This is a genomic window from Rothia nasimurium, from assembly GCF_035916755.1.
Classification (GTDB): Bacteria; Actinomycetota; Actinomycetes; order Actinomycetales; family Micrococcaceae; genus Rothia.
Window position 1 is genome coordinate 90,010 of record NZ_JAYWIX010000005.1, and the last position, 18,966, is coordinate 108,975.

The 18,966-nt window shown below is 55.6% G+C and carries 16 protein-coding genes; 4 read left to right on the forward strand and 12 right to left on the reverse strand.

Annotated elements, in window-relative coordinates; translation table 11 throughout:
- Positions 1-10 precede the first annotated feature (10 nt).
- The 4 genes from rfbA to VSX42_RS06555 all read left to right on the forward strand — a co-directional run bounded on the left by rfbA (position 11) and on the right by VSX42_RS06555 (position 3,658).
- Positions 11-871, forward strand: coding sequence for a glucose-1-phosphate thymidylyltransferase RfbA (rfbA, locus tag VSX42_RS06540; protein WP_326503519.1), 861 nt, complete (start codon positions 11-13; stop codon positions 869-871).
- Between the two features lie 130 nt (positions 872-1,001).
- Complete coding sequence (locus VSX42_RS06545) at positions 1,002-2,399, forward strand: polysaccharide biosynthesis tyrosine autokinase (RefSeq protein ID WP_326503520.1); 1,398 nt, start codon at positions 1,002-1,004, stop codon at positions 2,397-2,399.
- A gap of 94 nt (positions 2,400-2,493) precedes the next feature.
- Positions 2,494-3,360: a nucleotidyltransferase family protein gene (locus VSX42_RS06550; RefSeq protein WP_326503521.1), complete on the forward strand. Its 867-nt coding sequence runs from the start codon at positions 2,494-2,496 to the stop codon at positions 3,358-3,360.
- Positions 3,350-3,658 carry a PqqD family peptide modification chaperone gene (locus VSX42_RS06555; RefSeq protein ID WP_326503522.1) on the forward strand — a complete coding sequence of 103 codons (309 nt, stop codon included), beginning with the start codon at positions 3,350-3,352 and terminating at the stop codon, positions 3,656-3,658. The genes VSX42_RS06550 and VSX42_RS06555 overlap by 11 nt, the downstream gene beginning before the upstream one ends.
- Positions 3,659-3,697: 39 nt before the next feature.
- Here the strand turns inward: VSX42_RS06555 and VSX42_RS06560 are convergent, their stop codons facing one another.
- The 12 genes from VSX42_RS06560 to glmU form a co-directional block, all read right to left on the reverse strand.
- Positions 3,698-4,831, reverse strand: coding sequence for a glycosyltransferase (locus VSX42_RS06560; protein ID WP_326503523.1), 1,134 nt, complete (start codon positions 4,829-4,831; stop codon positions 3,698-3,700).
- A 17-nt stretch (positions 4,832-4,848) separates the two neighbouring features.
- Complete coding sequence (locus VSX42_RS06565; RefSeq protein ID WP_326503524.1) at positions 4,849-5,793, reverse strand: glycosyltransferase family 2 protein; 945 nt, start codon at positions 5,791-5,793, stop codon at positions 4,849-4,851.
- A 1-nt stretch (position 5,794) separates the two neighbouring features.
- Positions 5,795-6,841, reverse strand: a complete 1,047-nt coding sequence (locus tag VSX42_RS06570; protein ID WP_326503525.1) for a glycosyltransferase family 4 protein — start codon at positions 6,839-6,841, stop codon at positions 5,795-5,797.
- Between the two features lie 5 nt (positions 6,842-6,846).
- Positions 6,847-8,094 carry a hypothetical protein gene (locus VSX42_RS06575; RefSeq protein WP_326503526.1) on the reverse strand — a complete coding sequence of 416 codons (1,248 nt, stop codon included), beginning with the start codon at positions 8,092-8,094 and terminating at the stop codon, positions 6,847-6,849.
- 2 nt (positions 8,095-8,096) lie between these two features.
- Positions 8,097-9,224 (reverse strand): glycosyltransferase, encoded by a 1,128-nt coding sequence (locus tag VSX42_RS06580; protein WP_326503527.1) that lies wholly within the window; start codon positions 9,222-9,224, stop codon positions 8,097-8,099.
- Positions 9,215-11,458 (reverse strand): N-acetylneuraminate synthase family protein, encoded by a 2,244-nt coding sequence (locus tag VSX42_RS06585; RefSeq protein WP_326503528.1) that lies wholly within the window; start codon positions 11,456-11,458, stop codon positions 9,215-9,217. Before VSX42_RS06585 ends, VSX42_RS06580 begins: the two co-directional genes overlap by 10 nt.
- 5 nt (positions 11,459-11,463) lie before the next feature.
- Positions 11,464-12,183: an acylneuraminate cytidylyltransferase family protein gene (locus VSX42_RS06590; protein WP_326503529.1), complete on the reverse strand. Its 720-nt coding sequence runs from the start codon at positions 12,181-12,183 to the stop codon at positions 11,464-11,466.
- 1,074 nt (positions 12,184-13,257) lie between these two features.
- Positions 13,258-14,265, reverse strand: coding sequence for a CgeB family protein (locus VSX42_RS06595; RefSeq protein WP_326503530.1), 1,008 nt, complete (start codon positions 14,263-14,265; stop codon positions 13,258-13,260).
- Complete coding sequence (locus VSX42_RS06600) at positions 14,266-15,183, reverse strand: glycosyltransferase family 2 protein (RefSeq protein ID WP_326503531.1); 918 nt, start codon at positions 15,181-15,183, stop codon at positions 14,266-14,268.
- Between the two features lie 70 nt (positions 15,184-15,253).
- Positions 15,254-16,291 (reverse strand): glycosyltransferase family 4 protein, encoded by a 1,038-nt coding sequence (locus tag VSX42_RS06605; protein WP_326503532.1) that lies wholly within the window; start codon positions 16,289-16,291, stop codon positions 15,254-15,256.
- Between the two features lie 200 nt (positions 16,292-16,491).
- Positions 16,492-17,475, reverse strand: a complete 984-nt coding sequence (locus VSX42_RS06610) for a ribose-phosphate diphosphokinase (RefSeq protein WP_326503533.1) — start codon at positions 17,473-17,475, stop codon at positions 16,492-16,494.
- Between the two features lie 18 nt (positions 17,476-17,493).
- Positions 17,494-18,957, reverse strand: coding sequence for a bifunctional UDP-N-acetylglucosamine diphosphorylase/glucosamine-1-phosphate N-acetyltransferase GlmU (gene glmU, locus VSX42_RS06615; protein WP_326503534.1), 1,464 nt, complete (start codon positions 18,955-18,957; stop codon positions 17,494-17,496).
- Positions 18,958-18,966 lie beyond the last annotated feature (9 nt).

Consider the following 18,966-nt stretch of genomic DNA (forward strand, 5'->3'; position numbering starts at 1 on the left):
GAATAGGGGTATGAAGGGAATTCTACTCGCAGGTGGCACTGGCTCACGCCTCCACCCCATTACACTCGGCATCAGCAAGCAGCTCACCCCGGTTTATGACAAACCGATGATCTACTACCCCATCTCTACCCTCATGCTGGCCGGGATCCAGGACATCCTAATTATCACCACCCCCCAGGACCAAGAGCAGTTCCAGCGTCTTCTGGGTGACGGTTCACAGTTCGGCGTTAACTTCACCTACAAGGTTCAGCCCTCCCCCGATGGTCTAGCCCAGGCCTTTATTCTGGGGGAAGAGCACATCGGCGAGGACTCAGCAGCCTTGGTGCTGGGTGACAACATCTTCTACGGCCCCGGCCTGGGTACCCAGCTACGCAAGTACAACGACCTCGATGGGGCGGCCGTCTTTGGCTACCGGGTAGCAGACCCCACCGCCTACGGTGTTGTCGAGTTTGACGAAAACTTCAAGGCTCTTTCCATCGAAGAGAAGCCAACCCAGCCCAAGAGCGATTACGCTATTCCCGGCCTCTACTTCTACGACAATAAGGTCGTGGAATACGCCAAGAGCATCACGCCCTCACCCCGCGGTGAGCTTGAAATTACCGACCTCAACCGCATCTACCTAGAGGAAGGTAAGCTCCAGGTTGAAATTCTGCCCCGAGGTACAGCCTGGCTAGATACCGGAACCTTCGACTCACTGGCAGATGCAACCAGCTTTATTCGTACCGTGCAAGCTCGCCAGGGGCTCTCCATCGGCTCCCCCGAAGAAATTGGCTGGCGCATGGGCTGGATTGATGACGCCCGCTTAGAGGAGCTAGCCCAGCCCCTTGTCAAGAGTGGCTACGGTGCCTACCTGCTGGGCCTTATTTCCTAATCCCCTTCCCCTAAGTCCACTCTAGACACAGCAGCCCGGGCATATCCGGTGCTGGGCTGACACAACGATTTGCCTGGCTACTTTCACTCCCATCCTTAGGTAATCCATGACCATACTCGATGTAGTGCGCATGTTGCGCGTAAACCTCAAACTTCTTCTGGCAGGGCTCCTTATCGGAGCGCTCTTGGGCTTCGCCTATTCCCTGCTCCAGCCCAAAGTCTATGCCTCCACAGCAACCGGCTATGTGACAGTTGGCGAAGGCACCGGTATTGGCGACGTCATCTCAGGCTCAGCAGCTGCCAAGGAAAAGGCAGCAGCCTACCTTGCCTTTGTCAACAGTGGCCCCGTTGCAGACGAAATCATCGCAACCAACCCCGACCTGAACCTGACCCGTGGCCAGGTGCAGGGCAGCCTCAGTGCAACGGTCGATGCTAACTCAGCTCTTATCCGCGTATCAGCAACCGGTAACAGCCCCCAGACTGCCCAGGCCCTGGCCAACAGCTCCCTGCAGGCTGTAGCCAAGGTAGCTAACGATCTTGAGGGAACCAGTACTGTACGAGTTATCCCTCTGGAAGATGCCACCCTTAGCCCTTCTCCCATTAGCCCCAATATCACCAAACTGGTAGGCCTTGGTGCCGCAGCGGGCCTGGGCCTGGTACTGGCCGCTATCTTGCTCCGCAAGACAGTCGATACCAAGCTCCGTACCCGCGATGACGCCACTAAGGCTACCGAGGCCGGTATCTTGGGTGTACTGCCTGTCTCTGAAGAACTGACTGAAGAGAACATTCTTCGCTCCAACAGCGACCACGTAGCCCAGGAATCTATCCGCCAGATGCGCACCAACCTGCGCTTTGTCAACGTCGATCACCCGCCCAAGTCCCTCATCGTCACCTCAGCAGAGCCCGGCGAAGGTAAATCAACGGTTTCTACCTCCATCGCTCGTGCCCTGGCCGATGCCGGTGAACCTGTCATTATTATCGATGCTGACCTGCGCCGTCCTACTATCGCTAAGAAGTTCAAGATTGACTCCAAGGTAGGCCTAACCCAGGTACTTGCCGGTCAGGTGGAACTAGCCGATGCTGTCCGTCAGTTTGAAGATACCCAGCTCTTTATCCTGCCAGCAGGGCGAATCCCCCCTAACCCCTCAGAGCTTCTGGGCTCAGACAAGATGCGCCAGCTCATTGCTGAACTTGCCAGCGAGTTCACCGTTATCGTGGACGTCCCCCCGGTCCTGCCCGTGACCGATGCTCCCCTACTCTCTACCGCCGTTGACGGTGTAGTACTGGTAGGCACTGTAGGTAAGACCCGCAAGGAAAACCTGGCAGAAGCCGCCTCAAACCTGCGTAAGGTCAAGGCTAACCTGCTAGGTGTCGTCATCAACCGGGCCCCCCGTACCGGCCTAGGCAACTCCTACTACGGTTTCGCCTACAGCTCCACCGGCGCCTACACCAGCTACTACGGCCAGGGCGAAGAAAAGAGCAAGGGCTCCAAGAAAAAGAAGAAAAAGCCCAAGGCTGTCACAGAGTAAAGCACAAGGACCTCTATATAATGTATGCCGGCTCAGCCTTTGAGGCAGGGCTGGCATACCTTATCTTTTACCCCTACACCCCTCGATAGGCACTATGACCGCTTCAGTTTCACAACCCCAAGATATTCCTCTTGCTCTTAGAATCCAGCTGTCTCATGCCTACTTCCAGCATCTGGCGCTAACCCACCATCTAGATATTCTCCACGTTAAGGGCTACGCCTTTGCCCAAGAAATCTACCGGCCAGGCCGTACCAGCACCGACGTAGACCTGCTTGTTCGCCCAAGCCAGGTCGATCAGCTGGTTGAACTTGCCCTCGCCGACGGCTGGGAAATCCTAGCCCACTTTGAAACCGGCTCAATCTTTGAACACGCCATGACCCTCTACCACGGGGCCTGGGGGCTAGTTGATATACACCGCTACTTCCCCGGCCTAGGGCCAGCAGATGGCTCAGCCTTCGACACTCTCTGGAAAGAGCGCAGAACAAAGCTCATCGCCAACTACCCCTGCAATCTCCCCTCCCTCACCGATTCCCGTATCACCGTTGTCGTGCACGGAGCCCGATCTATTGCAGAGCGCAATTCAGATATTGCCTACCTGAAAGAAACCCTCTCCCCCCAAGACTGGGAAGTCATGCAGGCAAGGGTTCCTGAACTACAGGCAGACCTGGCCTATGCAGCTGCCCTAGGAAAACTCGAAGAATTTTCCCACCACCCCGACTATCTCTTATGGAAATCGGTCTCAGAAGATACTCCAAACCATCTACGCTGGCGAGCCCGCTTTAAACATGCACAGGGCCTGGGGGCAAAGGTCAAGGTCGCTTTGAGCATCCTCCTGGTTAATAAAGACCACCTTGCTATGGAGCTAGGGCATGCCCCCAGCAAGGCTGAAGTTCGGGAGAAATTCTTCAGCCGTTTCAGCCAGCTCCTCACCAAGATTGGGAGAAAAAGTCATGAGTATTGAATACAGACGAGCCCCCCACACAGCCTTTATCATGGGAGTCGATAGCACGGTATCACCCGATGATGCTTCGTATGTGGCTAACCTTAAAACCTCAGAGATTGCGGTTCTGCAGGGCCCTAGCGCCGTCATTTGGGAGATTCTTGAGACCCCTATTAACTCAGAAGACCTGATTGCTGAGATTACCGATATCTACCAGGTCTCCCACGATACTGTGGCAGCAAGCGTCATCGGCTTTCTCAGCTCACTTGAAGCTCAGGGACTTGTAGAGGTAAAGGAATCGGCGGGGCAAGAAAGCTAGTAGTTAGCTCCCCTGCCCCGCCGCTCTGATTCAGGTGTTTTAGAGCTTCTGAATCTGATCTTTGATCTCTTGGATAAAGCGCTCTTCGTTGAACTGCTGAACGTGTTCCCTGATCCTTTGTGCTGAGAACAGCTCTGCGTCAAAGTTCTCTACAGCTGTTCTGATATCACTGGCACTGGGAGTCTTGATAAAGATTCCGGTGACGCCATCGACAATAGTGTCCAGAAACCCCCCGGCTTGGAGGGCAATAGTAGGTTTACCGAAGGCACCGCCCTCAAGCGGAGTGATACCGAAATCTTCGTGGGAAACAGCGAGCAGGGCTTTGGCATGGGCGTAGGCATACTGCATTTGCTCATCTGAGAGGTTTGAAGCAAAAGCTACATTGTCGCTAGCTAGAGCTTCTAGCTCTTCTTTCATGGGACCTGCCCCGATCACCAATAGTTTCTGGCTAAGACCGGCAAAGGCCTCAACCGCATACTGCACATTCTTGTAAGGCAGTAGGCGGGATACGATCAGGAAGTAGCCCTCTTCTATAAAGGTTTCCAGGCCGGGGATATTCTCCTGTGTTCCCTGCTCGCTGATTGAGTAGGGAGGGAAGATGATATTGACCCGTTTACCGTAGACATCGAAGATGCGCTGCTGAATAGTAGAGGAATTAGCTACATAGTGGGGGTGACGGCTAGCAGCGGCGCGGTCCCAGCGGCGGAGGAAGGGCCGCATCATTTTGAAGACCCTGGCAATATTTCTGTTAATGCGGTTCCCGATGTACTGGTCGGTGAGGTAAACCCAGCGAGCCGGTGAGTGACAGTAGATTAGGCTCTCTTGGGGCAGGTCAAAGCCGTGTGCCCAGCCGGTGGTGGATACAAGAGCCTTTTCAGCTTTTACCTTAAGCTTGCCCGAAAAATAGGGCAGGAAGGGCAGGGCCAGGCGGTGGTCTTTACGGAAGAGGGGAACCCTGTTGAGGGGTGAAGTAATGACCCTGCAGTTTTTAAATTCTGGGTAGGTTCCCTCTGGATCGTAGAGGGTGGTATAGATAGGTGCGTTGGGGAAGGCCTTGTGCAGGGCAAGGACCACACGTTCGGCGCCCCCTCGCTGGGTGAGGTAGTCGTGGGCAATAGCGAGAGGGACGGTAGTTGATTCTGTTCGCTCTGAGCTGGTAGCGGTGGAAGTCATGACGTCAGCTCTTTCGGCTAGAAGGTTTTCTGTGCGCGTTCGGGGTGGGTGATACCCGCGTAGCTTGCTGCCTCTACGATTAAAGAAATCAGTTTTTCTGCTCCAGAAGCAGGAATTCTTTCCGCTACTAAATCAACAGCATTACCCATAAATTTTAGGTTAGTTTCTGTGCTCACCTGAGCTAGAGATCGGACGGCGAGGCCCCAGACTCCCGAAGGCCGGGGAGAGGGAAGGCTGTGGGCACCGTGCTTTTGAGTGAAGATATTTCGGGCAGCCCCCGAGTAAAGAGCCCTTTTAGCTCGCATAGCGGTGGTAGTTGCCGCAACATAGTGGAAGGTTGCCAATTCAGGGTCCACGATAATTTCGGCGCCAGCCTTATGTACCATGTACCCCATATCTACATCTTCCCATCCATAGAGCCTGTAGCTGTCATCGTAGCCACCTAGCTCTTGGTAAAGGTCTTTGCTTAGAGAAACGTTACCTGCCCAGTAGATCCACTGTTTATCACGAGGGGTTTTGTAGGCGTCCCCCCTAAACTTATTATCGCGAAAACGGCCGTAGACCCGAGCATAGGTAGTATCAGGAAAAACGTTCTTATAAATACCGATAACGCCGGTTTTCTTCCCCTCCCCGTGGTGGCTCAGGTGTTGCTGAACATAATTGGGGGCTGGCTCTAAATCATCGTCGCATCTTATGAGCACACGAGCATCAGCAGCCCTGTGCCCGGCGTTGAGGGCAGCCACCCGACCCTGATTTTCTTCAAAGACAATCATTGAGAGGTTTAGCATGCCACGGTCAATGTAGGACTGAACTAGAGCCCGAGAGTTATCAATATCGCCGTCAATCACGACGATGACCTGAAAGTCCTTTTCAGTTTGCTGCTCTAGGGCATCGAGGGGGTAGTGCAGTTTAGCGGCCCCGCCCCTGGTGGGGATAATAACGGCTGCCGAATAGGTGCTCATATTATGCCTGACTTCTTTCAAACGGTTCTAATAGCAGACGGAGACGTTCCCGACCGGCTTCTGGGGAGTAGTTCTCATACCAACGCCAATAGGCAGATGAGAGTTGAGCTTCGAAGGCTTCTACATTATTTCTCCGGTGGTCAAGAAGCTCTGTTATCTTCTGAACAAGTTCTTCAACATTGCCTGGGGAGAATACCCAGGGGTAATCTTCCCCTAGTACTTCAGGTAGGGCACCGGCATGTGAAATAATGAGGGGCTGCTGGGCACTCATAGCTTCAGCAGCAACCAATCCAAAGGATTCCTCGGCCTCTGATGGAACCACCAGAATATCGGTTTGTGCAAAGAGTTCTTCAGGTTCAACCCAGCCTAGGAGGGTAACGTCCTTGCCCAGTTTGCTCAGGGATTCCTCAAGCTGGTGAGAACTCTTCTGGTCAATAAATTTTGCCTCCCCGCCAATGACCAGCTGAACCCGATATCCGCCTCTGTTGTTGAGTGTCTCTACGGCGCGGGCAAGCGTGTGGGTTCCCTTAATGAGGGAGGGGCGGCCTAGAAAACCTAGCCTAATCTGCTTCTGATCGGTTTGAAGCCGAGCAGCCCGAGGAAGCTCAGCAACCCAATTCTCAAAGGCAAGGCTGTCTTTAACCCGGGCAGCCACATAGTGGCTTGGCACGAGAACCTTGGCGGCCCCCCGCCGTGCAAGCCTCAGTGCATAACTTTGTAAGCCGCTAGGGAGCTGGTGGAGATGCACTATCCTATTTTTATCTCCTGCGGTAGCTAGGGACGGCAGGAGGCCATTACACCAGAGCAGTTTCTCCCTGTTCCGGGTACGCCAAAGGCCTAGTCCTGCCATGTAGGCCTTACGGTTCTGGGCAGGAATAGTGATGGTTGAAAAACCCTCATCCCGGGCAGCTTCTATCAGCTCTGCTGGCTGGGCAGGGCCAATAACGGTGATCTGATGACCCAGTGACCTGGCAGCGCGGGCTAGGTGGAGAAGCATAACCTCTCCCCCACCGATTTCCCCATTGTTGGAGGCGATGTAAAGTTCCATCTGTCTTATATTTTCCGCTCAGCTAATTCTTTGTCGTACCCAAAGAGCCTGATGGATTGGTTCTCGTAACGCGTCACAACCCAGCTTCTTATGACATACCCCATACAGATAGCCCAGGGGGTAGTGTAAAAGACCTCCCCGAGACGTAGGGAGCATATCAGGAGGGCAATCCCCAATCCCTGGCCAATCACCTGGTAGATGGTCTGGTTCTTTCCCTTGGTCAGGGGCTGAACAGCGACAAACAGGGTTACAGCAACCAGGCCCAAGGCCCAAATCCAGCCCCCCTCGACGAAGGCCGCCCAGTAGGAGTTATGAAAGAACCAGATACGTTCCTGAATACCATCGTAGACGTAGGCCTCACCCAGCCCTTGACCAAAGAAACCTGTTTGCTGCACCTTAGCCCAAGACATTTCGTCAATACGGGCTCGTAGAGCATCTGTGCCGGTTCGATCACCAAATACTGAAGCATCAGCGAAGTCCTCCGTGATAAAGCCGATGGCCCACCAAAAGATTCCCAGCAGGGCAACTTTACCCAGGGGGACTAGGCGCGGGGCAAGCAGAATCCAGAGATAGGCAAAAAGCAAGGCAGCCAGCGAGGTCCGAGATCCAGTCTCCCAAAGCAAGAAGCAGGCTATAACCAGCACCACTACCTGCTGCCACCGCTTAACTAGAGCAGCCATGACCAGGAGGGCAAAAAGTGCATGAACCAGGCCCGCATAGTTTTTATCCAGCAGATAGCCGGTCAGATACCCCCCATAGCTGTCAGGTGCAAGGCCTGCAAAAAATAATCCAGCATTAACGAGAAGGGCAGCCGAGTAACCCAAGATAGCTGATCTTAAGTGAATCTGCCCTACAGCTATCACGTAGATAAGTACAGTAGTGGCAAGAAGACGTAGCAGGCGTCTTGTCCAGTCAGCTGCATACTCACTGGGGTCAGCAAAGGCTGATACCACCGCAACGTAAGCAAGTAAAAGGGCAAGGAAGGCAAAAACCTTGGACCACTTACCCAGCTCAAAGACCGCTTTGCGGGTCAGAGCGTAGCCAAGGATGATAAAAATCATGAGCTGGTTAAAAGGTAAACCGAGTCCCGGTACATGCTGCCCATAAATCAGTGAAGCAAAGAGCAGGAACTCCGGCAGACGGATTTGTGATGCCTGGATCTTGGCCCTATCACCGGCTTCACGGGCTAGCTCCCCTAGGGTGCGGTCGCCCATAGTGAGCTTGCCCTGGTCTGATACACCAATCAGCGACATATTCAGCCTACCTTCCGGTAGAGATTAGCTATTGCCTGCCCCATGCCAGCCTTACTGATCCAGTTCATGGGCTCAGATCTATCTTGCCGGGAGGTTAGAATCTTCTGGGCTACAGTAGCTGCAGCAACTTCTCGTTTCATCTGGTTCAGGGCTGGTACCAGCTCAGACCCGTCAAGAATTTCTGGGTTACCGCCCACAGCAGTCGCAACAACAGCTAGCCTGGCTGCCTTAGCGTCCAGCAGGGTGTAGGAGCAATTCTCCCAGACCGAGAGTTGAACCAGCACATCAGCCCGGCCCATAGCCTCGATGGGGTTAACAAAACCGGGGAAGGTTACCGATTCTTCAAGCCCTAGCTCGGCTGCCTGCTGTGTCAGGGACTCTTGTAGCTCACCGGTTCCAGCGATTTCTAGGCTTGCTCCTGGCACTTCTTGACGCACCTGTGCAAAGGCCTCGACCAGAATATCCAGGCCTTTTTCAGGTGCTAGACGCGATAGGGAAAGCACACGAAGAGCCCCCTCCCAGGCTTCTACCCGGTGGCCAGCAACAGCTTGCTGGGTTTCGGCTGCATTAATCCCGTTATAGACCACGTCGACACCCCGAGCGCCCCACTTCCGCTTCATCTGGTCAGCAGTTGAGCGCGATACAGCGATTTTGCCGTCAGTGCCCCAGAGCCGTACCCGGTGAACGGTTTCCATCAGACGTGACCGCCAGGAGGCACCATGGTAGACCGTATCGTCCCCTGCTATACCGTGCTCTGTGGTGAACAGCGTTGGCACGTAGGTTCCGCGGCGTACTAGTTTTCGGGCTTTCCGCAGGTTGACAGTTGCTGCTGCCACTACGTCGGCATAGGCCAGGTGCGAGTGGACGATGGCAGGTTTTAGTTCGTCGATCAGGGTATTGAGGGTGCGTAAGGAGGCCCCAAATCCAGCGCCTGTACCAAAATTGGCTTCGCGGACGTCCGCCCCCAGCTCTTTGAGACGCGCGGAAAGGGTGCCGGCGGGGCAGAGAATTACGAGATGGTAGCCGGGTAGCCCGGCCTCAGCGATGTCGCTGATATGCCGGGCTACCCCGCCAAATTCGGGTACCGGTACGCAGTGCAGCGCTATCGGCAGGCTGGAATTTACAGCCACTTTTCGAGCCTATCCAGAGCGGTGAAGAAGCCTTCGCCGTTGTTGACGTGCCCCTGCCAGATTTCGGGAATGAAGGATGAGTTAGGGGTCAGTTCCCGCAGCTGCTTGCCGAGGGCTGCCCAGTCCACGTCGCCTTCACCGACCTGAACGCCTTCGCCGTCCACGCCGATGCCGTCTACCAGGTGCAGGTGGATGGAGCGAGGAGCCAGCAGCTCGACGGCCTCGGAAAGCGGAATCTTGAGGAAGTTAGCCGCCAGCATGGTATGGGAGATATCCAGGCAGAGGGCGGTGTTGTAGGTGTCGGAGAATTCAGCGGTGTCCTTGGGGTCAAGGAAGAGGTTGTGGTACTGCTGACCACCCATGAGCCAGGGGTAGGGAGGCAGGGTCTGGGCCGCGATACGCACGCCCGAGGTATCGAGCTTGGTCAGGGCCTCGCCGATGCGCTCATACTTATCGGCGCGGGCGGACGGTGCGATGTGGCCGTCCTTGGTGAAGCCGCCCATGGTGACGACCATGACCGGGTCGTCGTCCACGGTGAAGTATCGGGTCAAATCGCGGGTGATGTCGATGGTGCGCTGGACCTCTGCAATAGAGCGTTCCCAGGTTTCCTGGTCCCGGGAAGCCAGGTCTACCAGGAAGTCACCGGCGAAGAGGTCGGGCAAATGGGTGGTAAAGGACATGTCGAGCTTGCGGTCGAAGACCTCGTCGATGTTGACTTCTAGGTCCTTGTAGGAGAAGTGGAACTCCAGGAAGTCAGGTTCGGCGTCCTCAATCAGGGGCTTGTAGTCGTGGTAGCGGACGGGCAGGCCCCAGGGGCGGTCAAACTTGAAGTCGCGGCGGGTCACCAGGTCGTCCTTCAGATCACCCTCGAAGAAGAAGGAGCCTGCTTCGACTTCACGCTGCATGGTGCGGCCCAGCAGCTGGGGCAGGTAGTTGGGCTGCAGGCCACGGCCGGGTGACTTGACCTCGACGTCCGCCTCGGTCACCACCTCACCCTTTGCGATGGTGCGGGTAGCAACCAGAGACTTAGCCAGGTTCACGCGGTTCATGAGCTCGCCGGTTGAGACCTCGCGGGGGGCTGAGGTACCGATAGATTCCTCTACCTCACGAATCTGCTGCACCATAGCCTTGAACTCGTCAGGCAGCAGGGAGACGGTGTGGTCGTTACCTTCGAGGGTCTTATCGATGGTGAAGTGCTTTTCAATAATCTTGGCACCGCGGGCAACGGCCGCGATGGGCACGTGGTAGCCACGTTCGTGGCCCGAGTAGCCCACCAGGCACTGGCCGATGTCAGCCAGGCGATCCATGTAGGCCAGGTTGACGTCCTTGAAGGGCGCGGGGTAGGTGGACTGGCACTGCAGCAGGGCGTAGGAGGCGCCCAGGGAGCGCAGCAGGTTAACCGACTCGCGGATCTCTTCTTCGCGGCTCATACCGGTGGAGACCAGCATGGGCAGACCGCGGGATGCCATGTCGCGGAGCAGTTCATGGTTGGTCAGGTCAGCTGAGGCGACCTTGAGACCCTGAATACCGTAGTCGACCAGGGCCTGCACCGAGGGGCCGTCCCAGGGGGTGCACATGATGTCCATATCGTGCTGTTTGACGTGGTCAAAGACCTCGTACATCTGGTCTACGGTCAGGGAGAAACGGGAGAGCAGATCGAGGGTATACTGAACGCCCAGGTCTTCGCCGGCTGACTTTGAGCCCTTCTGGCGGTAGAGGGCGTCCATGTCACGGAGCTGGAACTTAACGGCGTCTGCACCGGTATCAACTGCCAGGTCAACCAGGCGCTTAGCCAGGTCAACGTCGCCCTGGTGGTTGTTGCCGATTTCGGCGATGATGAAGGAGGGTGAGTCTTCGGTGATTTCAGTGCGACCGATACGCAGCACGTTCTGCTCGTCCATGGCGATAGCAACCAGGTGGCCGCGTTCGTCGACCAGGGGAAGGTGGCTAATGCCCTTGGCGAACTCGCCCTGGAGATCTGCCGGTTCTGAACCGATAGGGGCGGTCTTGACACCCCGATTAGCTACCTCGAGGGCACTAGTTTCGAGGGACGCGGTGGGGTTAGCGATGAGCCAGCGGCGGAAGTCGCCGTCTGATAGGGCCCCCTTAAGCACACCTGATTCGTTGACCAGGAAGATAATGCGCTGCCCGTTAGCAGAAATTTTCTGCAGAGCGGTAAGTACCGGGTCCTCAGAGAAAACGATGTAGGGAGTGATATTGCGTTCGATAATCATGGTTTTTAGCCTTCATTTTCTTCTGATGCGAGTGTGGTGAGCAGTTGATGTTCTGCGACGGAGAAGTCGATGGGGGCGTCAATGTCTACACCTTCGACCTCATCGAGCATGAAGAGTTCGATATCGCCGCCAAGACGATTGTGCAGGGTTTCGTAGAGCTCGGTCTTGGTAATGTACATGGAGCCGTTTTCGCGGTAACGGAAAGTCTCACGGGTGAGTTCCTGACGGCGGGGTCGGGCCATGACCTCGTACTGGGCGGTTGGCGGCTCGGTGGCAGCCCAGATAAAGGGGCCGATGGGGATAACACCCACCATAGAATCTGATGCAGAGGCAGCAAACTGGCGAATAGCGCGAGCCAGGGTGCCGGGCAAGCGGACGGGTGAGGTCGCCTGCAGGAGCATGACGGCGTCCGGACGCTTGCCCGCAGCTGTGTAGAACTCAATAGCGTGCTCAATCACCGGCTCTGTGGCAGTGGTGTCTTCTGCCAGATGAGCCGGGCGCGTGAAGGGCACCTCTGCCCCGTACTGGCGGGCAATATCAGCTAGCTCAGCGTCATCGGTTGAGACCAGCACGTCAACCAGGTGCTCGCCTTCCAGCTCGGCCTTTGCCGCAAGGGCCTGCTCGATGGTCCAGGCAACCAGGGGCTTACCCGCAATGGGCTTCAGGTTCTTACGGGGGATTCCCTTGGACCCGCCGCGAACGGGTATCACGCAGAGAATACGCATGGTTCTATTAGCTCTCCAATGATTGAGTGAGATATTCAGCTATTTGCTGGGCTGGCTCCCTGTCAGGAAGCTGCGGCGCAGGTGTGGGTTCGCTCCCCCACTGGTTCATGCCGTAGCGATCCCAAAATTCCTTCAACCAGACTGGCGGGTGGGGGTGATAGACCCAGGCAGGTACCCCACGGAGGGCTGCTTCTAAGACACCTGTTGAAAATATTGACACAACCGGGCTATCAACCTGATTGAGAGGTCGCCTTGACGAATCAATGGTAGTGCCTAGTCTACCCATAAGAGAGTGGGTTAAGCGGGAAAGTTTATCTTTCTCACTAGGGTGGGGTCGGTAGATTGCCCGATGCTGACGCACAAACCGCAGACTCGCGTAAGCAAAAGAAGCCCTGGGAAGTTCGGCCCCGTGCATCTGCCCCAGAAAAATCGGGGTCTCTGAGACCTGGGCAGGGTCTACCTTAGGTTTCTGGGCGGCCTCCCAAAAAAGCTGGGAACCGACCACATGGTAGGTCACATCCTTACGCCCTGAAATCCAAAACTCTGCATCAGCCTGGCTAAAGGCAAGCAGGTGAGTTCCAGGAGCTAGGGGCGGGGCATAGGGGGTATGCAGCCCGTGTTGGACGGTCACAAAGCGAGCGCCGGTGCGCTGAGCTAGACGGTAGGCAGCAGCTCCCCAGGCCATGTAGTGCCCCAGGGCAAGAACATGGCGTAAATTCCCTAAGGAAGAGTCAAGGTCGGTCTCCGCTAGGGATGTAACTTCCCACTCTCCATCTGGAAGATGTTCAGTAACTTCCTCCGGAGCCCACACCGCATAGGATCCATACGCCAGCCACTTAGCCGGTCGGATCAAAGAGCCCAAAGAGGTAGGCGAGGTCGAATCTAAAGCGATAAGGGTTTGCAGATCGCTTCCGGCAGGTAGGTGCAAGAAGCCGGTGACAGAAGCCGGTGCACCACTAGCCACCTTATGACCGCGAACTCGCGCTGCCGCGTCCTTAAGGGCATTTTTGCCCCGGCGCAGTAGGTGGGTATTAGCCTGCCACCTGCTCCAGGCTTCCAGATCTTCGGGGTAGATTAGGCCCATAGGGTATCCATCTTCTGTGCGCGGTGGAAGAAAGTATGTTCAGCCTGACTGCGTTTGAGGCCTGCCTCCCGGATTGAGTCACTCCAGCTGGGGTCAGCGATAATACGCTGGCACAGCTCAATCAGTTCCTCAGTGCTCTGGTAGAGAAGCACCTCAGAACCAACCTCATAAAACTCTTCTACATCGGGGCGGTCAATGAGCTGGAGCCCGTTCATACCGGGAACCTCGAAGGTGCGCATGGCCAAACCCGCCTGTAAACCGTGTACGTTGAGGCAGGCAGCTGCAGCTGCCTGCACCCTGTAGGCCTCTGCCAGGGGGATATCTCGTTCAGCGGGCAGGTCTGGGCGTTTAAGCTCCCAGGTGCGTAGCCGGTCAAAGGGGTGGTGGGACCAGGCCCGCCCATAAACACGTACCGGCACACCAGCACCCTTAAGGGCCAGCATCATCTGCTCCCGATTCTCGTAGCGGGAGCCCACAAAAACAATTTCGGGGACGCGGGTAGTGGGGAAGTCTGCCAGCTTAGGGTCATAGCCATTGGCTACGAAGTGGGCATTGATGCCTTCTGCAGCAAACTCCTCAGCCTCAGAGCGGGCATAGCTAACTACTGTAGGCAGGCTACGGAGGAAGTCCCTGGTGTAGCGGTGGCGTTTGAGATCATCGTAGAGCCAAAGAATATAGGGAATCTTGCAAGCGGTGACAGCCTGCCAGAAGTCATCACCCAAGGTATCTGCCTTAATAACAATGAGCTTATCAGGGTTTACCTCACCAAGAACCTGAAGGGCCTTGGTGGTAGCTGCTCTCTCTGCTGCCCTCTGCCCATCAAAGCCAATCTTTGACGGTAGCTCATAGAGGGCCTTATTACGGACCTTATCTTTGACGGTGTCAAAAGCATCGTAGCGATGGACTGTCACCTCATAGCCCAGCTGGGCAAAGCCATCTGCAATGGAGTAACAGTAGCCGTGGAAAGCGGGGCTAATGATGAGAAGTTTTTCTGCCATTTATCGTTTGCTCTCTGCTTTCTTAATGTAGGCCAGCTCCTCGCGGAGGGTAGCGTAAGGAGTGACAGCCCGGTTACGAACCGCTCTGATGGCATTGAAAAGGAAATTAGCTAAGGTTACGCCCCTCAAGGCCCTAGCTAGATGCCTACCCTCGCCCCATTTTGCGTTATAGATAAAACGGGAGTCTAGCACCCACTGACGGCGCTGGGCTGAAGCCCCTGATGAGCCGCCCCCCACATGCTCTACCACTATGTCACCGCGAAAGATTCGCTTAATGCCGTAGGCAGCTAGACGACGTTGCAGATCAGTTTCTTCACTGTTCATAAAGAAACGCTCATCCATGCCCCCAACTGCCTCGAAGTCCTCCTTACGAAGCATCATACAGGCGCCCATGAGCCAATCAGGTTCCGCCCGACTACCTGTAGTGCAGGCCAAATCATGGCCAACCATTGAGTGCCAGAAAGGGGTGGAGCGAAAACGGGCGGCAGGCGTGAACCATTCCCAAGCATGGTGACGGGTCTGAGGGAAGCTCCTACCCACCCACTGTGACTCGCCCTTGTGGCCAGTGATGTGTGGGCTAAGCATAACACCCTGCCCAGCCTTGAGGCTCTCTTCCTCTGCCGCTTCCAGCATATCGGCCAGGAAATGAGCGGGAAGGGTGAGGTCGCTGTTGAGGATCAGCACCCATTGTCCCTGAGTAGCAGCCACCCCGGTGTTGACGTTAGCCCCAAAACCTCCGTTGGTCTCGCGCCTTACTAGATTCACCCCTTCTACAGGAGGGAAGGGAACCGGTGAAGCATCATCAGAAACCACAATCTCTACAGACAAACCTGTAGCCTGCGCTCTTAACTGCTCAATAAGATTTAGGGTATCAGCGGGGTCCCCGTAGAAGGGGATCAAAACTGACAGGTGCGGCATGTAAGCTCTTTCTGTTTACTCTACAGACAAGAGTATATCCCTATACCAGAACCCCAAAGTGAGCTCAGAACTACTTGAGGTTTTTATTCTTCGCCACTACTTGCTGGCAGACTTCAAAGACCGCCTGACCCCAGCTGTCCCAGCTAAGCCGGGTGCGGGCGTCCTGACAGGCAGCTATCGATGCCCGCTCCAGCTCATCACGAGTGAGACCTATAAGGAGGGATACGATTTCCTCCACTGCTCGATCAGGTGAGACCAGCCAACCTGTTTCCCTCTCTCGAACCAGGGTAGGAATCCCACCTACCCTGGTCGAGATAACGGGTAGGCCGTGATTCAGGGCATCAGTCACCACCACTCCCCCGGCACTGGCCTCTGTGGGCTCTAGCAGAACATCATGGGACAAGTAGAGGGCCGATAGCTCTTCTTGAGATTGACGGGGGAGGTAAGCGACACCGGGGGTAGGAATTTCTTGCGGAGCACCTACAACAGTCAAGCTAAGGGAGGGCCGGGTTGCTTGAGCAAGGGTGAAGCTCTCCAGGGCCCGTGCACCTCCCTTCCGTTTCCAGTTTGAGGCGATAAAGAGTACCTTGACCTCCTGCTTCTCTTCGCTCGGTGCAAGCTGGCCTAGGGGGGCAATGCCCGGTCCAAAAGGGGCAACTGTTACGGCAGAAACTGGAAGGCCTATATCTTTTATCAGCTGCTCAGCAGACCAGTTACTAGCAAGGCAGTAGTGATCTGACCGCTTGCCTACCAGCCTATCGAGAATCTGGCCCTGAATACGGGTTAAGAATGAGATTTTCTTGCCCTTAAAGTAGCCCTCTAGCATTGCGCGGAAGGATGAATCTGTCACCTGAATCAGAGGAACTTCAGAAGGCACGCCTAGTGATTCCTTGGATGCCGCTAAAGAAATCACAGCGTCAAGGTTCTGCCCACGCAGGAGCTTCCTGACCTGACGGGCCTGACGATAGGCGGTGGCGAAAGCATCACCGGGCAGATAAACATACCCGAGACTACCTAAAAGGCGGGCCAGGAGGCGATCTATTAAGGCATCTTTTACAGGCGGCACTTGCAGGGGAAGAACATCTGCTTTTTGACGTAAGGTGCTCACAGCCGGGAACACGACTCCCGACCAGGCAGTCTGATCCGTCATATCCCATGATGTTAAAAGACCGATTCTCATAGTGCTCCTTACCGTAGGCTCTGGACCCTAGGCTTTATTTTTCTGGTTATCTGTAATCTAATCAGCCCAAAATAGAATGAGGCTACACAGAATGTATAGCCCCACACACGAAAAATTACAATAAGCCTTTAGTTAGCTCGCCCGTCAAACAGGCTAGTCACAGAGCCCTCATCAAAGACTTCCTTGATAGCACGAGCTAGCAAGGGAGCAATTGACAGTACAGTCAGGTTGTCGAAAGTCTGCTCGGGCTTGAGCGGCAGAGTGTTGGTAACAACAACTTCGCTAGCACCGCAGTTAGCTAGACGCTCCGCAGCGGGGTCTGAGAAAACAGCGTGGGTAGCTGCGATGATGACGTCCTTAGCACCGTGCTCCTTGAGCACCCGCACAGCACCAGCGATGGTGCCACCGGTATCAATCATGTCGTCAATCAGCACGCAGGTGCGGCCCTCAATGTCACCCACAACGGTCTTAGAAACAGCCTGATTAGGCACATTGACGTCGCGAGTCTTGTGAACAAAGGCCAGGGGGGCACCGCCCAGCAGTTCAGCCCACTGCTCAGCAACGCGTACACGGCCGGTGTCGGGTGAAACCACGGTGACGTTATCGGTATCGACCTTGCTGGCTACGTACTCGGCGAGCAGGGGGATAGCCATCAGATGGTCAACAGGGCCGTCGAAGAAACCCTGAATCTGAGCGGTGTGAAGGTCAACGCTCATCAGACGGTGGGCACCGGCGGTCTTGTAGAGGTCTGAGATCAGACGGGCTGAGATAGGCTCACGGCCCTTGTGCTTCTTGTCCTGACGGGCGTAGGGATAGAAGGGGGAGACCACGGTGATAGAACGGGCTGAGGCACGCTTGAGCGAGTCAATCATAATCAGCTGTTCCATGATGGCATCGTTAATGGGTGCCGGGTGTGACTGGATAACGAATGCGTCCTTCCCTCGCACCGATTCGTTGAAACGTACGTAGGTCTCACCGTTGGCGAAGGTGTAGGCGGATGAAGGAAGAACTTCATTCCCCAACTCTGCTGCAATCTGTTCAGCGAGTTCGGGATGGGCGCGGCCTGAGACCAGCGCCATCTTCTTTTCACCTGGATTCGTAATCTCAGTCATTACTGCTATTCGCTTTCCTTAGACGGAGTCGGATGATTCCGCTTCGAGGGCAGCCTGGGCTGCTTCTGCGGATTCAGTACCGGCTCGCTTTTCAATGACCCAGCGTTCAATGTTGCGCTGGGGGGCTTCGTTAATTGCGAGGGCGCCTGCGGGGACGTCCTTGCGGATGACGGTTCCAGCTCCAGAATACGCGCCATCTCCGATATGTACGGGTGCGACATACATGTTGTCGGACCCCATTCGGACATTGTTACCTACGGTGGAACGGTGTTTATTCACACCGTCGTAGTTCACAAAGATTGATGCTGCCCCGATATTGGAATTCTCGCCAATGGTTACATCCCCTGCATAGGAGAGGTGGGGCAGCTTTGAACCTGCACCGATTTCAGCGTTCTTGGTTTCAACAAAGGTACCAATCTTGCCCTTGGTGCCAAGCTTGGTGCCGGGACGCAGGTAAGCAAAAGGTCCAACGGTGGCACCGGCTGCGATTTCTGAATCGGAGCCCTCGGTGCGGGAGATAGTGACGCTCTCCCCTACCTTGACGTTGGTCAGAGTAGTATCGGGGCCGATGACGGAGCCGGTAGCGATGTGGGTGGTGCCACGCAGGTGGGTGCCCGGCAGGATAGTAACGTCGTTTTCGATGGTTACAGTAACGTCAATCCAGGTGGATTCGGGGTCAACGATGGTGACGCCAGCAACCATGTGAGCGTGGGTTATACGGTCGTTGAGCTTACGCCCCAGCTGGGCCAGCTGCACGCGATCATTTGCGCCTTCAACTTCCCAGCGGTCTTCAATATCGAGTGCGCTGGTACGGTAGCCGTCCTCGCGGGCGATAGAGAGAACGTCGGTGATGTACTTTTCGCCCTGGGCATTGTCAGTGGTGACGCGGGTGAGCGAGTCACGCAGGACCTTTGCGTCAAAAGCATAAATACCGGAGTTGATTTCGGTGATAGCGAGCTGCTCGGGGGTGGCGTCCTTGGCTTCGACGATGGCAGTTACTTCGCCGGCTTCGTTACGGACGATACGGCCGTAAGAACCGGGCTCGTCAATGTGGGTTGTCAAGACAGTAACAGCGTTTTTGCCTTCTTCATGGAAGGCAATGAGTTTGCGCAGGGTCTCGGTCTTGAGCAGGGGAACGTCACCGTAGGTCACCACAACGGTACCTTCGACTTCCCCAGCTTCAGCATCCAGCCCCAGCAGTCCAACCTCAACGGCGCGACCGGTACCGGGAACTTCGTCCTGGTCAACAATCGTCACCTGGGGGTCAAAAGCAGTGACGTGGGCGGCAACCTTATCGCGCTGGTGGCGCACAACGACGGCCAGGTTCTTGGGGTTAAGTTCACGGGCTACCGCTACCGCGTGCTCCACCATGGAACGCCCGCCGATGGGGTGCATAACCTTAGGGGTGGAGGACTTCATACGGGTTCCAGCTCCGGCGGCTAGAACAATAACAGCGGACGGAACTGAAGCAGTAGCAGTCACTAGTTGGTA